The 14,892-nt window shown below is 74.6% G+C and carries 15 protein-coding genes; 10 read left to right on the top strand and 5 right to left on the bottom strand.

Annotation, left to right across the window (positions count from 1 at the left end; all coding sequences use genetic code 11):
* Positions 1-73 precede the first annotated feature (73 nt).
* The 8 genes from ACIBAI_RS08600 (at position 74) to ACIBAI_RS08565 (ending at position 9,408) form a co-directional block, all read left to right on the top strand.
* Positions 74-469 carry an STAS domain-containing protein gene (locus tag ACIBAI_RS08600; RefSeq protein ID WP_344609511.1) on the top strand — a complete coding sequence of 132 codons (396 nt, stop codon included), beginning with the start codon at positions 74-76 and terminating at the stop codon, positions 467-469.
* 270 nt (positions 470-739) lie between these two features.
* Complete coding sequence (locus ACIBAI_RS08595) at positions 740-1,639, top strand: STAS domain-containing protein (RefSeq protein ID WP_399032166.1); 900 nt, start codon at positions 740-742, stop codon at positions 1,637-1,639.
* On the top strand, positions 1,636-2,052 hold the full coding sequence (locus ACIBAI_RS08590) for an STAS domain-containing protein (protein WP_399032164.1): 417 nt from the start codon (positions 1,636-1,638) through the stop codon (positions 2,050-2,052). Before ACIBAI_RS08595 ends, ACIBAI_RS08590 begins: the two co-directional genes overlap by 4 nt.
* Positions 2,052-2,492 (top strand): anti-sigma regulatory factor, encoded by a 441-nt coding sequence (locus ACIBAI_RS08585; RefSeq protein WP_399032227.1) that lies wholly within the window; start codon positions 2,052-2,054, stop codon positions 2,490-2,492. The genes ACIBAI_RS08590 and ACIBAI_RS08585 overlap by 1 nt, the downstream gene beginning before the upstream one ends.
* On the top strand, positions 2,492-3,556 hold the full coding sequence (locus tag ACIBAI_RS08580; protein ID WP_399032162.1) for an ATP-binding SpoIIE family protein phosphatase: 1,065 nt from the start codon (positions 2,492-2,494) through the stop codon (positions 3,554-3,556). The genes ACIBAI_RS08585 and ACIBAI_RS08580 overlap by 1 nt, the downstream gene beginning before the upstream one ends.
* On the top strand, positions 3,553-5,271 hold the full coding sequence (locus ACIBAI_RS08575) for a PP2C family protein-serine/threonine phosphatase (protein ID WP_399032160.1): 1,719 nt from the start codon (positions 3,553-3,555) through the stop codon (positions 5,269-5,271). The genes ACIBAI_RS08580 and ACIBAI_RS08575 overlap by 4 nt, the downstream gene beginning before the upstream one ends.
* 425 nt (positions 5,272-5,696) lie before the next feature.
* Positions 5,697-7,073, top strand: coding sequence for an NAD(P)/FAD-dependent oxidoreductase (locus ACIBAI_RS08570; RefSeq protein WP_399032158.1), 1,377 nt, complete (start codon positions 5,697-5,699; stop codon positions 7,071-7,073).
* Between the two features lie 88 nt (positions 7,074-7,161).
* Entirely contained in the window at positions 7,162-9,408 is a 2,247-nt protein-coding gene (locus ACIBAI_RS08565) for an FUSC family protein (protein ID WP_399032156.1), read from the top strand.
* 32 nt (positions 9,409-9,440) lie between these two features.
* Here ACIBAI_RS08565 and ACIBAI_RS08560 read toward each other — a convergent pair whose 3' ends face one another.
* From ACIBAI_RS08560 to ACIBAI_RS08540, 5 genes are all read right to left on the bottom strand, one after another.
* Positions 9,441-9,872 carry a hypothetical protein gene (locus tag ACIBAI_RS08560; RefSeq protein WP_399032154.1) on the bottom strand — a complete coding sequence of 144 codons (432 nt, stop codon included), beginning with the start codon at positions 9,870-9,872 and terminating at the stop codon, positions 9,441-9,443.
* Between the two features lie 28 nt (positions 9,873-9,900).
* The gene (locus ACIBAI_RS08555) at positions 9,901-10,737 is read right to left on the bottom strand and encodes a DUF1206 domain-containing protein (RefSeq protein WP_399032152.1); all 837 of its coding nucleotides are present in this window, start codon (positions 10,735-10,737) and stop codon (positions 9,901-9,903) included.
* A 396-nt stretch (positions 10,738-11,133) separates the two neighbouring features.
* Positions 11,134-11,277, bottom strand: a complete 144-nt coding sequence (locus ACIBAI_RS08550) for a hypothetical protein (RefSeq protein ID WP_399032150.1) — start codon at positions 11,275-11,277, stop codon at positions 11,134-11,136.
* Positions 11,278-11,294: 17 nt separating this feature from the next.
* Entirely contained in the window at positions 11,295-12,152 is an 858-nt protein-coding gene (locus ACIBAI_RS08545; RefSeq protein WP_399032148.1) for a SigB/SigF/SigG family RNA polymerase sigma factor, read from the bottom strand.
* Positions 12,153-12,327: 175 nt separating this feature from the next.
* Positions 12,328-12,771, bottom strand: coding sequence for an ATP-binding protein (locus ACIBAI_RS08540; protein WP_399032146.1), 444 nt, complete (start codon positions 12,769-12,771; stop codon positions 12,328-12,330).
* Between the two features lie 215 nt (positions 12,772-12,986).
* Here ACIBAI_RS08540 and ACIBAI_RS08535 point away from each other — a divergent pair, with 215 nt between their 5' ends.
* Together ACIBAI_RS08535 and ACIBAI_RS08530 are read left to right on the top strand one after the other, a co-directional pair.
* On the top strand, positions 12,987-13,214 hold the full coding sequence (locus tag ACIBAI_RS08535; protein WP_399032144.1) for a hypothetical protein: 228 nt from the start codon (positions 12,987-12,989) through the stop codon (positions 13,212-13,214).
* A gap of 179 nt (positions 13,215-13,393) precedes the next feature.
* Positions 13,394-14,869 (top strand): aminotransferase class I/II-fold pyridoxal phosphate-dependent enzyme, encoded by a 1,476-nt coding sequence (locus tag ACIBAI_RS08530; protein ID WP_399032142.1) that lies wholly within the window; start codon positions 13,394-13,396, stop codon positions 14,867-14,869.
* Positions 14,870-14,892 lie beyond the last annotated feature (23 nt).

The following is a 14,892-nucleotide window of genomic DNA, read 5'->3' as shown; positions in this document are numbered from 1 at the left end:
CGCGGGACCGGCAGGTGTCGAATCCGCTTTCAGGGGTAGCCAGCCCTGGCCGTCAGCACTGTTGGAGGTACTCGTGCCCATTGCCCAGAACCCTCTGTCCGTCGAGGTGACGCTGCCCCGGGAGGATGTCGCGCTGTTCAAGGTGGAGGGGTACCTGGACGTCGACACCGCCACGGAGTTCCAGCACCATCTGGCGAACCAGCTCCACCACGGGCGACGGCACTTCCTGCTCGACCTGTCGGCGGTCCCCTTCATGGACTCGTCCGGCATGAACATCATCCTGCGCGTCTACCAGGAGGTCCGGGAACTGCCGGGGAGCGTGCACATCATCTCGCCCACCCCGGCCGTGCAGCGGATCCTGGACCTGACGGGCGTCAGCATCACCGTCCCCGTCTCGCGGAGCGCCGAGGAGGCCCTCGGACGCGTCGACGGGCAGCCCGCGGCCGTCCCGGAGCAGGAGGACGTCTGAGCAGCCCCCGTCGGCCGTCCGCCCCGCTCCCGGCCGCGGTTCCGCACCGGGCGGGCGTCCCACACCCCTCATACCGAACTGTTGTTCCCCCGCCGGACGTGCGTCACGACGGCCGCCGACCGCCCCGCCCCTCGACCGGATCACTTGCCCGGAGCGAGGTGTCGTACGAGATCGGGCGGTGGTTACAGTGGTCGCCCGGCAGGAGTCACGTCGCCGTTTCGTTGCCTCCAACGGTGCGGTTCGACGCAACGCGGATGAGGAGAGAAACAGGTGCCGGAGCACGTAGCGGACGGACAGCTCGCATCACCGACGACCGAGGTCAGGGATTTCCTGCGGCGTCGCCGGGAACAGGTCGCCCAGAGGTGGGCGGACGAGCCCCTGTTCCGCACCGTGTTCACCGTCTCGCGGGACGAGGCGGTGGAGGCGGGCAAGGCCGTGGTCGACGCGCTGGCCCAGGTGGCCGACGGGGGCCGGGTGGAGGATCCGGACGCGGCCGGGTTCAGCGTGGTGCGCGAGCAGCTGGCCCGGATGCAGGTGGCCCGCTCCCGCGCCGGCCTGACGGCGGCTCAGGTGTCCACCGAGCTGGACACCTTGCGGCCCCCCGTCGAGAACCTCCTCGTCGACGACCTCGCGGGCGCGCCGGCCGAGCACCTGCGGGCCTGCACGACCACGCTGACCGTCCTGCTGGGGACGCTGCGGGTGGTCGTCATGCAGACGGCGCTGAGCGAGGGGCAGGCCCTCATCGACCGGCAGCGGCTGCAGCTGATGGAGGTGGCCACGCCCGTCATCAAGCTGTGGGACGGCATCGTCGCCGTGCCGCTGATCGGGACGCTGGACAGCGCCCGCAGCCAGGTGGTGATGGAGACCCTGCTGGAGTCGATCGTCGAGCAGCACGCGCGGTTCGCGATCCTCGACATCACCGGCGTGCCGACGGTCGACTCGCTGGTCGCCCAGCACCTGATGAAGACGGTCGCCGCCGCCCGGCTGATGGGCGCGGAGTGCATCGTCTCCGGCATCCGTCCCGCGATCGCGCAGACCATCGTCCACCTCGGCCTGGACCTGGGCACGGTGATCACCCGCGCGGGCCTGGCCGACGCGCTGGCGTACGCCCTGCACGAGCTCGGCGCGGACATCGTCAACTCGGCGCCGGGCGATGCGGGGCAGCGGTGAACGACGCCTTCCCCCGGCCCACGGGGCACGTACCGGTCCTGCGGCTCGGCGACGTCCTCCTGATCACCCTCCAGGGCGACCTGTACGACAGCGCGGCACAGCAGCTGCAGCAGGACATCGCCGAGGCGATCTCGCGCAGCAGGGTCACCGGCGTGCTGATCGACCTCTCCGGCGTGGAGATCGTCGACTCCTTCCTCGGCCGCGTCCTGGCCGAGATCGCGGCGCAGGCCAAGCTGCTGGCCGCGGAGACGGTGGTGGCCGGCATGCGGCCCGCGGTCGCCATCACCCTGGTGGAACTGGGCCTGACGCTGCCGGGGCTGCGCACCGCGCTGAGCACCGAGGCGGCCATGGACCTGCTCACCCGGCCGGACCGGTCGTCCCGCTTCGGCGGCAGGCGCCAGGAGCGTCCGTGATGTACACCAGCGCGGGCGTCGAGGCCCGCCTGCCGATCCGCTCGGACATGGATCTGGTGTGGGTGCGACAGCATGTGCGGCAGGCGGCCGCACAGCTCGGCTTCGGCCTCGTGGACCAGACGAAGCTGGTCACCGCGGCCAGTGAGCTGGCCCGCAACACCCTCGTGCACGGCGGCGGCGGGCACATGGAGGCGGCGCACGTCACCCGGGGCGGGGCGCACGGCCTGCGGCTGACGTTCACCGACGAGGGGCCGGGCATCACGGACCTGGACCGCGCGCTCAGCGACGGCTACACCTCCGGCGACGGCCTGGGGATGGGGCTGGGGGGCGCGCGGCGCCTGGTGCACGACTTCACGATCGATTCCACTCCGGGGGCCGGCACCACCGTGTGCGTGACGTCGTGGACGGCCGTGCCGCCGCGTCCGCGCGAGGAGAGCTGATGCCGCGGGTGTGGGACGTCCCGGTGCACGACTCGACCCGGGTGCGCGACGCACGGGTGGCGGCGGAGCGCGCGGCGGCCCTGGCCGGGCTGGACGAGAGACGCACGGCGAGTGCCGCGCTGGTGGCGACCGAGCTCGCCACCAACCTCCTCAAGCACGCGGGGGGCGGTCAGGTCCTCATAGAGAACGTGGCCCCGCCCGTGCCCGCCGAGGGTCCGGGCGGGGCCCCGGTCGTGCAGATCGCCGCGATCGACCACGGCCCGGGCATCGCGGACGTGCCGGCGGCGCTGCGCGACGGGTTCTCCACGACCCGCTCGCTCGGCGCCGGCCTCGGTACCTGCCGGCGCCTCGCCGACGACTTCGGCCTGCACAGCCTCCCCGGCCGGGGCACGGTGGCGCTGGCCCGGATCGGCAACCCGCCGGGCGGCGGGGCCGGACCCGCGCGGCCGGCGGGCGGGGTGCGGGCCGGCGGGGTGAACATCCCGTACGGCGGGGCGGAGTACTCCGGTGACGCCTGGGCCTGGGTCCGCTCCGGCGACCGGCTGACGCTGATGCTGGCCGACGGCCTGGGCCACGGCCCCGAGGCGGCCCGTGCCTCGACGGCCGCGGTGGAGGCGCTGCGCGGCTCGGCCCATCTGCCGCCCGCCGAGGCGCTGCGGCGGCTGGACACGGCGCTGGGCGGCACCCGGGGGGCGGCCGTGGCCGTGGCCCAGGTCGACGTCCGCGCCGGACGGCTGCGCTTCGCCGGCGTGGGCAACGTGGGGGCGCGGCTGCGCGAGGGCGACCGGTGGCGTGCGCTGGTGTCACGGCCCGGCATCGTCGGCGTGCACCGGCACGCGTCGCTGCGCGAGGAGGAGGCGGTCTGGGCGGACGACCGGCTGCTGATCCTGCACAGCGACGGGCTGCCCAGCCGCTGGACGCCGCCGTCCGGCGCCGGTCCGGTGGCGGACGACCCGGCCGTGACGGCCGCCGTGACGATACGCGACGCCAGCAGTCCCGCCCGCCCGGTGCGGGACGACACCGCCGTCGCCGTGTTGACTCCGACCCCGCCGGACCGCCCATGAAGCGCACGTGGCAGATCTCCACCGTCACCGATGCGGCACGGGCCCGCATCGCCACCGCGCGCCTGGCCGCCGCGTACGGTGTGCCGCCCCTGGACCGCACCCGCCTGGCCGCCGCGCTCAGCGCGCACCTGCGCCAGTGCCTCACCAAGGGCGGCGTGTGGCGGCTCAGCCTGGCGGTGACCAGGGCGCCGGGCGAGGGGACGCTGCTGCACACCGTGGTGACCCCGTCGCACGACGCGGCCGCGGCCGGGGAGCCGCCGTGGCGGACGGCGGTCGCCTGTCCCGAGTCCGCCCGGGCGGACGGCGGCGACGGCGTGCCCGAGGACCCCGCCGTGCTCGCGGAGGCCCTGCTGGGCGCCGACGAGGACACGGCGCTGGTGCTGGAGAAGCTCACCGAGCAGGAGCAGCTGGTCGCCTTCCACCGGGAGGAGCTGCACCAGACCAACCAGGGCGTGCTCGCGCTGCACGCCGAGCTGGACGCCGCCGGGCGGGCCCAGCGGGAGGCGTTCGCCGCCGAGCGCAAGGCGCGCACCGAGGCGGAGAACGCCCGCCGCAGGCTGACCTTCCTCGCGGACGCGAGCGCGGTGCTGACGGCGTCGCTCAACCACGACGAGATCGTGCGCCGGCTCCCCGATCTGCTGGTGCCGGAATACGCCCGCAGCGTCGACGTGTGGCTGTTCGACCACGACGACCAGCAGCGGCAGACGCCGCATCCGGCCGCCGCCGTGGTCGCCGCGCGCACCGGCCGGCCGCAGTACGCCGCCGACCACCCCGGCGGCCTACCCGGCGTCGACGACCAGCCGCCCTCGGCGCTGGAGCCCGGCCGGCCGCTGCTGTGCATCCCGCTGCCGACCCGGCGGGCGCCGCTGGGCGTGCTGACCCTGTCGCCGCCCGGTGAGCGCTGGGACCCGGACGACGCCGTGATGCTGATCGAGCTGACCCGGCGGGCCAGCATCGCGATCGACAACGCCCGGCGCTTCGAGCACAACCGCGACATCGCCGAGACGCTGCAGCGCGCCCTGCTGACGGACCTGCCCGCGCCCCCCGGTCTGAGTCTCGCGGCGCGCTACCTGCCGGCCACCCACGGGCTGAACATCGGCGGTGACTGGTACGACGCCTTCCGCCAGCCCGACGGGAGCCTGATCGCCGTGGTCGGCGACGTCACCGGGCACGGGCTGCACGCGGCCGTCATGATGAGCCAGCTGCGCACCGCGCTGCGCGCCTACGCGGTCGACGGCGGCAGCCCCGGCCGGCTGCTGACCCGGCTGCACATGTTCCTGCACCACCTGCAGCCCGACCTGTACGCCACCGCGGTCATCGCCCGCTTCCACCCCGACGACCCGACACTGACCTGGGCCGCCGCCGGCCATCCGCCGCCGGTGCTGCGCACCGCCGACGGGCGGGTGACCACCCTGGACGCCAAGCCGGGCGCGATGCTCGGCATCCCGCTGCGGCAGGAGATCGACGACCACACCGTGCGCCTGACGCCCGGTTCGACGCTGGCGCTGTACACGGACGGGCTGGTCGAGCGGCGTGCCCGGGGGATAGACCCGGGCATCGAGCGCCTGGCGGCGGCGCTCGGGGCGTTCCGCTCCGCGGAGCTGGACGCGGATCTGGAGGGTTCGGCGGACCGGCTCCTCGATCCGCTGCTGAGCGACTCCGAGCGCGACGACGACGTGTGTCTGCTGCTGTGCCACCTCGACGGCGCGGGGTGACCGCCCGCCGCTGCTCCCCCGTCGCCGGAAGGACGGCGTCCGGTGCGCCGGGGCGGAGGACGCGGATCCGGCCGGGCGCGTGCTCCTCCCCCGGACGGGGCGACCGGCCCGTCGCCGGCGTACGGGCCGGGGACGGCGCGGGGCCGTTCACCTGAATGCGCTCCGGTCCCCGCGCCGGGCAGGCGCCTCGGCCTCCGGGACCAGGCCTTTCGGCCGTCAGGACGGCGCGGCACGGCGCCCGCCGCCCCCTCCGCCGGTGCGCCGCTGCCCCGGCGCGGGCATGGTGGTTGTCGACGCGTTCGTCTCCCCGCCGCTCCCGGCTGGCGCGACGGCCGGCGACACGATGGGATCGATGAGGTGCGAAGCCGCGATCCAGGGGCAGGCGAAAGGCGTTCGAGTCGGACCGCCTGGAGCCGCAGAAAGGGATGAACACCGTGACACGACCCAGGATCCTGGTGGTTGGCGCAGGTTTCGCCGGGGTGGAGTGCGTCCGCCGCCTGGAACGGAAGCTCTCCCCCGACGAGGCCGACGTCACGCTGGTGACGCCGTTCGCCTACCAGCTCTATCTGCCGCTGCTGCCCCAGGTCGCCTCCGGGGTGCTGACGCCCCAGTCCATCGCCGTGTCCCTGCGCCGCAGCAGGAGGTACCGCACCCGGATCATCCCGGGCGGAGCGATCGGCGTGGACCTGAAGTCGAAGGTCTGCGTCATCCGTACCATCACCGACCGGATCCTCGACGAACCGTACGACTACATCGTGCTGGCCCCCGGCAGCATCACCCGGACCTTCGACATCCCCGGGCTCACGGACCACGCGTTCGGTATGAAGACGCTCGCCGAGGCCGCCTACATCCGCGACCACGTCATCGCCCAGCTCGACCTCGCCGACGCCAGCCAGGACCCGGCCGAGCGGGCCTCGCGGCTGCAGTTCGTGGTGGTCGGCGGCGGGTACGCGGGCACCGAGACCGCCGCGTGCCTGCAGCGCCTGACGCACGCCGCCGTCAAGCGCTACCCCCGCCTGGACCCGGGCCTGATCAAGTGGCACCTGATCGACATCGCGCCCAAGCTGATGCCCGAGCTGGGCGAGAAGCTCGGGCGCAGCGCGCAGGAGATCCTGCGCCGGCGCGGCATCGAGGTCTCCCTGGGCGTCTCCATCGCCAAGGCCGGTCCGGAGGAGGTCACCTTCACCGACGGGCGGGTGATCCCCACCCGCACGCTGATCTGGACCGCGGGCGTGGTGGCGAGCCCGCTGATCGCCACCCTCGACGCGGAGACCGTCAAGGGGCGGCTCGCGGTCACCGCCGAGATGTGCCTGCCCGGCCACGACGGGGTGTTCGCGCTCGGCGACTCGGCCGCGGTGCCCGACCTGGCCAAGGGCCAGGAGGGTGCCGTCTGCCCGCCCACCGCCCAGCACGCCATGCGGCAGGGCCGGCACGTCGCCGACAACGTCATCGCGACGCTGCGCGGCCAGGCGATGCGGCCGTACGTCCACAAGGACCTCGGGCTCGTCGTCGACCTCGGCGGCAGGGACGCGGTCTCCAAGCCGCTGGGCGTGGAGCTGCGGGGCCTGCCCGCCCAGGCCGTCGCCCGCGGCTACCACTGGTCGGCGCTGCGCACCAACGTCGCCAAGACGCGCGTGATGACGAACTGGCTGCTCAACGCGGTCGCCGGCGACGACTTCGTGCGCACCGGCTTCCAGGCCCGCAAGCCCGCCAAGCTGAAGGACTTCGAGTACACCGACGCGTACCTGGCGCCGGAACAGGTGCGGGCGCACGTCGCGGGGACCGCGCGGCTGGACCGGTGACCCGTCCGGAGGAGCCGGGTCCCGGCATGATCCGCCGGGACACGGACCTCGGCCTGTCGTGACGTGGAACGGGAGAGAGTACAGCGGCGTGAGGGCAGCGGGACGCTCGGTGCGGACGCGACTGCGGGACCGCGTGGCGGCGTCCGACCCCGGGCTGATGCGGCTGACGGCCGGGCTGCGCACGGTGGGCGCCATCGCCCTGGCGCTGGCCGTGCTCGGCCTGCTGGGGGCGGACGTCACCCATCTGGTGACGGGGGCGATGGCGGCGATGGCGGCCACCTTCGCCATCCGGGAGAAGCAGCGCCGCCGGCAGGCCGTCACGCTGGCCGTCGGCCTGCCGGTGGCGCTGGCCATGGTGGCGCTGGCCGCGCTGCTGCACACCCGGATCGTGCTCGGCGACGTCTTCTTCGTCGTCCTCATCTTCTGCGCCGTCTACGGCCGCCGGTTCGGCGACCGCGGCACCGCGCTGGGGCTCATCGCCTTCCAGGTCTACTTCCTGTCGCTGTTCGTCGGCGCGACCGTGCCCGAGCTGCCCGAGCTGTGCGGTGTGATCGCCGTGGCGTTCCTGTGCAGTGCCGTGGTGCGGTTCGCGGTGGTGCCGGCGACGCCCGCCGGCGTCCTCCAGCGGCTGCGGGAGGCCTTCCGCGCCCGTCTGGCCCAGCTGGTCTCGGCGCAGATCGAGCTGCTCGACGCCGGGCCCGAGGACGTCGACAAGGCCCTGGAGGCCGTCCGGGAGGGCACCGCGCGGCTGCACGAGACGGCTCTGATGATCCAGGCCCGGCTGGAGGAGGGCACCCCGGACGAGGCCGCGGCGCGGCTGGTGCAGCGCCGTGTCGCGGACGCCGAGATCGCCGCCGAACGGCTGGGGCTGCTCCTGCTGTCCGCGCGCAGCGCCGAGCGGGCGGACACCCTCACCCTGCACCTGCCGGGCGCGCCCGTCCCCTCGATGGGCCGGCTGCCCGGGCCGGACGAGGCCGTCGCCACCCTGCGCCGTGATCTCCAGGCGCTGCGCACGCTCGTCGAGCGGACCGGGGACGAGGTGACGGGGACCGCGGTGGCCCATGTGCGCAACCGGCTCCTCGGGTACCGGGACGAGGAGCGCCTGCCGGCCGCGTCCCCGGCCGTGCAGGACGTCTTCCGGGGCGTCGGCGAGGCCGCCCGCGCCGTCCTGGGGCTGCGGCTCGCCCTGGGCGGGCCGCAGGACGAGTCGGACGACACCCCCGCCACCGCCCGGTCCCGGGAGGAGCTGGACGCCGAGGACGCGGCCATCGACGCCGGCGAGCAGGACGGGGACGAGGAGCGGCCGACCGGGCTGCGCCGGCCCACCACGCGCGCCGCGATCCAGGTCACGGTGGGCTCGTCGCTCGCCATCGTCGGCGGTGAGTTCCTGTCCAGCCAGCGCTGGTACTGGGCGGTGCTCACCTGCTGGATCGTGTTCATCAACACCGCCTCCACCGGCGAGATCCTCGTCAAGGGCTACCGGCGGCTGCTGGGCACGGTGCTCGGGGTCGCGGCGGGCCTGGTGCTGGCCGGGCTGGTCGGGCACCACACGTGGACGGCGTTCGCGCTGGTGCTGCTGTTCGTCTTCGCGATGTTCTACACCGCGCCGCTGTCCTACACCCTGATGTCCTTCTTCGTCACCGCGGCGCTGGGGCTGCTGTACATGCTGCTGCACACCTACAGCCCGTCGGTGCTGGTGCTGCGGGTGGAGGAGACGGCGCTCGGCGCGCTCTGCGGGATCGTGGCCGCCGCGCTGGTGCTGCCGGTGCGGACCGACCGGCGCACCGACGAGCTCCTGGTCACGGTGCTCCAGCGGCTCTGCGACGTCACCGAGAGCGCCGTCGGCCAGCTCAGCGGCGGGCCCGCGGCGGACCTCCTCGACCAGGCCCGCGACCTGGACCAGGCCCTGGGCGACCTGCGGGCGGCCACCCAGCCGCTCACCCACCCGATCACGCCGCTGCGGGCCCGGCGGGACACCGCCCGGTACGTGGTCGCGCTGCTGGAGACCTGCGCCTATCACGCGCGCTCCCTGGCCGCGACCGCGGAGCTGCTGCCCACCCATCCCTCGATCGCGGCGGACCCGCGGCTGCGCGGCGCGATGCGGCGCACCGTGCGCAACATCGAGGCGATCGCCGGGCGCGTCGCGGGCGAGCGGCCCGACGCCGCGATCGAGACCGGGCCGAGCATCGCCTCGCTCCTGGAGCCCGGCACCGCGGGCGGCCCGCGCTACGGCCGGATCACCGGCCGTGTGCTGCGGCATCTGGAGCGCCTGGACGAGGCGGTGACCGGCCTCGGCCGCCCGCTGGGCGTGCCCCTCGCCGCGCCGAAGCGGTGAGGGGTCCCCCACCACGGCGGCCCGGGCCCGGGTCAGAAGTCGGTGGGCAGTCCGCTGGCCTCGGCTATGCCGCGCAGCTCCTCGTTCTGGCGGTGCCGTTCCCTCAGGTAGTCGGCGATCTCGCCGAGACGGGCCGGGTCGCTCGCGGTGGCCGCGTCGGTGACCACCCGGACCGGCCCGCTGTCGTCGATGTGGATCTCGATGACCTCGTTGTCCAGCCGGCCGGTGACGGCGGTGGCGATGACCAGGGCGGCCTCGTCCCGGATCTCCTGGGGCAGCTCCGCGGCGTCCTCGCCGTCCAGCGCGAAGTCGAGGGTGGGCAGCCGCTCCTCGTCGATCGCCCGCAGAACCGGTTCCACCACGCTGAGCAGGCGGTGGAAGTCCTCCGTGTCCATCCGGAGGCGCAGCAGGTCGAGATAGACGTCCACGGGACGTCCGTCCGGCGGAATCTCGGATTCGTTCATCCCGTCCGTGTTCCCTGTGCGGCGCTCGTCAGACCCGCCGCCAGCGGGCCATCGCGAAGGAGAACACGCCGAACAGCACCAGCCCGGCCGCGACGCACACCAGCAGCCACGGGCCGAGCGGGGTGCCGGCGAAGGAGCGCAGCGTGTCGTCGAGCCCCTTGGCCTCGTCGGGCCGGTAGGCGACCGCGGCCCGTACGGCGAAGACTCCGGCCGCCACGAACACCAGGCCGCGCGCCACGCCGCCGGCCACGCCCGTCACGTCCACCAGCCGCCGGACCCAGGGCCGCAGCTGTCCGAGCTTCAGCTTGTCGTGGTACTTGCGGCGTAGGGCCTGGACGCCGATCCCCACCCCGACGGCGACGATCGCCACCCCGGCGGCGCCCACCAGCCAGCGCCCCGCGGGCACCTCCATCACCCGGGCGGTGACGTCCCGGGACTGCTGGTCGCTCGACCCGCTCCCGCCGCCCGGGCTCGCCGCGAAGGCCAGCACCGAATAGGCGACGAACGAGTAGAACACGCACCGGGCGGCCGCCAGCAGCCGCTTCCTCGCCGTACGGCCGTTGCGTCCCACGGAGCCGAAGAGCGCCTCCGACAGCCGCCACAGGGCCATGCCGACGAGTCCGACGCCCAGCGCCCACAGCAGGACGGAGCCGAACGGCCGGTCCGACAGTTCGGCCAGGGCGCCGCCGCGGTCCGCCTGCCGGCGTCCGTCGCCGAAGGCGATCTGCAGCGCCAGCATCCCCACCAGCAGATAGATCACGCCGCGCGCGGTGAAGCCGGCCCGTGCGGCGCCCTCGACCGCCGATCCCCTCGCCGCCCGGCGCGCCCGCGCCCGGCCGCTCCGTACCAGGACATCCGTGTTCATGTCGACCTCCCGGAGTGCGGATGCCCCGGCTTCCCCGGCGCACACGCACGGCGCGTCGCCGGTCATCCGGGGCGACTCCGGCCGGCCGGTACGGCCGGGAACGCGCGGCGCGCCGGGGCGCGGCACGGCGGTGCGCCGCGCCGTCCGGGCGTACGGGCGCACCGGGGCGCGGCATGGCTACGGGTACGCCGGGGCACCGCCGGCCGCGCGGCGGCGGACTCGCGGCGGGCCTCCCGAGGGCCTTCAGCCGTCGCCCGCCCGCCGTGCGGGCGGGCCCGTGGACCGGGCGGGCGGCGTGGTCCGGGGCCCGCCCCGGGCGCTGCCGGCCGCCCCCGGATCGTGGACATGTGTCACTCCCGTGTGTCGTCCGGGGCGGCCGGCGGCCCGGCCGGCACGTCACTCGGGCACGGGGACCGGTCCGGCCGCCGTGCCTCCCGGGCGCGGGACCGGCCCGGCGGGGGCGTCCGGCGCGTCGGCGGCGGACACCGTCCCGTACTCGTCGACGAGCCTGCGCAGCACGGCGGGACGGGGCTTCGGCATCTGCCGGCCGTCCTCCCTCAGCTCGCCGCGGATCCGCCCGGGCCCCGGCGGGTCGCCCGCTGGCCCAGCACCTCGTCGCGCACGCGGGCGCAGCTGCGGCTGATGAGCCGGGAGACGTGCATCTGGGAGATGCCCAGCCGGTCGGCGATACGGCTCTGCGTCATGTCCTCGAAGAAACGCATGTAGAGAATGGCGCGCTCGCGCTCGGGCAGGCGGCGCAGGCCTTCCTTGGCGGACTCCCGGTCGATCACGACGTCGTACGAGGAGTCCGCCGCGCCGAGGGTGTCCGCGAGGCTGTAGCCGTCGTCGCCGGCCGACAGCTCGGCGTCCAGCGACAGGGTGCTGAAGCTCTCCAGGGCCTCCATCCCGGCGCTGACCTCCTCCTCGGTCAGCCCGGTGTGCGCGGCGATGTCGGCCACGGACGGTTCGGGACTGCCCGGGTTCTGGGTGAGTTCGCGCCGCGCCACCCGTACCTTGTTGCGCAGCTCCTGCACCCGGCGCGGCACCCGCAGGGCCCACATGCGGTCGCGGAAGTGCCGCTTGATCTCGCCGGTGATGGTCGGCACGGCGTAGCTCTCGAAGGCGCCCCGCTCCGGGTCGAAGCGGTCGATGGCCTTCACCAGGCCGAGGGCCGCCACCTGGCGCAGGTCCTCGACGGACTCTCCGCGGTCGCGGAACCGGCCGGCGATCCGATGGGCCATGGGCAGCCAGGCCGTGACGAGCTCGTCGCGCACGGCGTCACGCTCGGGCCCCTCCTCCAGGGTCGCCAGCTTGGCGAAGAGGGCCGCGGTGTCGGGGGCGTCCTCGTGGCGTCGGCGGGCGGACGGGGTGGGCGTCTCGGACGTGCCGGAATCTGTCGGCGTTTCGATCAGCATGCGGAATCGCTCCTGAACGGTCGTTTCAGGGACTGCCGCGGGAAGGTCGCTGTCCGGTGCGCCGAAAGGGGCCCGGAGCAGCCGTACCGCTCCCGCTGGGCGCGCCTCCGGTCCGAAGCACGAAACTGCGTCTGCCCTGGCCCTTGGGGAACAAACTCCGCTTTCGCGAAATCCGTCAGGACAGGGGCACTACGACCGTGATGCACTTGCCGCCCGACGGCAAGTCCGACACCCTGACGTCACGCGCGAGCCGGCACACGATGGGCCAGCCGCGCCCGCCGACCCGCCGGCGCCCCTGCGGATCGGTCGGCGGCACCACCACGGGCAGTTCGTCGCTGCGGTCGCTCACCGAGACGCGCAGGCCCGGGCCGACGAGGTCGACCTGGAAGTCCGTGACGCCGCCGCCGTGCAGCATCGCGTTGGTGGTCAGCTCCGAGGCGACGAGCAGGGCGTCCGACAGTGCGTCGGCGTCACAGGGGGTGTGGGTGGTCCGGCAGCGTTCGGCGACCGCGCGTTCCACCGCCTGGCGCGCCTCGGCGGGCTTGCACGGTCGCGGCTGCCGGGCCCGGTCGGCGCTGGTCCGCCCGGTGGCGAAGTCCGTCGTGTGCTTGTCGCACATCCGTCAGCTCCCTGGGTGCAGAAGTGATCCGGATCCGTGCCGCATCCGCGGCGGTCGCGTACTCGCCCTGGTCCGCCGGGGCACGGTGGGGGCCGCCGTCGCAAAGCGGATTTCGCGGGTCCCTTCTTCCGGCTCACCTCTCCCCGGGGGGCCAAACCTCCCGCTCTTCCCGCGGCGCGGGTCGTCGGGCGCGGTGGTGCGGGTATGCGCAGTGCATGACCGATGTGGTGGACTCCGACGAACTGCTGCGGCGGATGCGGCGCGCCAGGGACCGTGCGATGCGGGAGGAGCGGGCGTGGCGGGCACGCGGCGAGGAACTGAGGCGGACGGATCCGGACGCGGCCCGCGAGGCCGCGGTGCGCACGACGGCGTACGAGGTGGTCCTGCGGGTGCTGGACGAGATCCTGACCCCGGGACGGCACCCGGACGCCGACGGCACCTGACGGGCCGGGCCGCGGGCGGAAGGAGCCTGCGGGGCGGTGACGAGCGGGAACCGCCGGGAAGACGCCGTGACCCGGGCCGCCGAAGGGGCGCCGACGGCCGGACGGCCGGGGCCGTGCCGATCGGCCGGGTGGCCGGTACGCGTTGATTGGCGGAGCCGGGGCCGGGCATCCGGAGCCTCATGGCAGCCGATCACACGCAAGCACCGGTTCTCCAAGCTCTGGCCGAGTACCGCGGCAAGGGGCGATTGTCCTTCACGCCGCCCGGGCACAAGCAGGCCCGCGGCGCCGACCCGGCGGTGCGGGAGGTACTCGGCGACGCCGTGTTCCTGGGCGACGTACTGGCCTCGGGCGGGCTCGACGACCGGCTCAAGCGCGGCCGGGTGCTGGAACGCGCCCAGGAGCTGATGGCCGACGCCGTGCACGCCGACCACACCTTCTTCTCCACGTGCGGCAGCTCCCTGTCCGTGAAGGCGGCGATGCTGGCCGTCGCCGGGCCGCACGAGAAATTGCTGGTCGGCCGGGACGCCCACAAGTCCGTCGTGTCCGGCCTGATCCTGTCCGGCATCGAACCCGTCTGGGTCGAGCCGCGGTGGGACGCCGAGCGGCACCTCGCCCACCCCCCGTCCGCCGCGGAGTACGAGGCGGCGTTCGCCGCGCACCCCGACGCCAGGGGCGCCCTGATCACCAGCCCCACCCCGTACGGCACCTGCGCGGACCTGCGGGCCGTCGCCGAGGTCTGCCACCGGCGCTCGGTACCGCTGATCGTGGACGAGGCGTGGGGCGCCCACCTGCCCTTCCACCCCGATCTGCCGTCCTGGGCGATGGACGCGGGCGCCGACATCTGCGTCACCAGCATCCACAAGATGGGCAGCGGACTGGAGCAGGGCTCCGTCTTCCACCTCCAGGGCGATCTGGTCCCGCCGGAGCTGCTGGGCATGCGCGCGGACCTGCTGAGCACCACCAGCCCGTCGGTGCTGATCTACGCCGGCCTCGACGGCTGGCGCCGGCAGATGGCCCTGCGGGGCGAGGAACTCCTCGGCGCCACGCTGGAGCTCGCGGCCGGCGTGCGCGCGGCCGTCGAGCAGATCGACGGCATGCACGTCAACGACCGCTCCGACTTCTGCGGGCCGCGCCTGGCCGACGACTTCGACCCGCTGCCCGTCGTGATCGACATCACCGGGCTCGGCATCACCGGCTTCCAGGCCTCGGACTGGCTGCGCGAGCACCGGGGCATCGACGCCCACCTGACCGACCACCGCCGCATCGGCGCGCAGATCACCTACGGCGACGACGAGGAGACCACCGGCGAGCTGCTCGCCGCCCTCAAGGACCTCGCGGGGGCCGCCGCAGACCTGGGACCGGCTCCGCGCGTGGCGGTGCCGTCCCCGGACGAGCTGAGGACGGAGCAGGTGCGGCTGCCGCGGGACGCGTTCTTCGGGCCGACCGAGAACGTGCCGGTGAGCCGGGCGGCCGGCCGGATCGCGGCCGAGATGATCACGCCGTACCCGCCCGGCATCCCGGCCGTCCTGCCCGGGGAGCTGCTCACCCGGCCCGTCGTGGAGTACCTGCGCACCGGGCTCGCCGCCGGCATGTACCTGCCCGATCCCAGCGACCCGGAGCTGAACACGATCCGGGTCCTGGCCGAGGGCGCCTGACGGCGAAACGTGAAACAGGTCAC

The sequence above is a fragment of the Streptomyces sp. NPDC051041 genome, assembly GCF_044456065.1.
Lineage (GTDB): Bacteria > Actinomycetota > Actinomycetes > Streptomycetales > Streptomycetaceae > Streptomyces > Streptomyces glaucus.
Note: the sequence above shows the minus strand (reverse complement) of the source record. Positions and strands in the feature narration are given on the sequence as shown.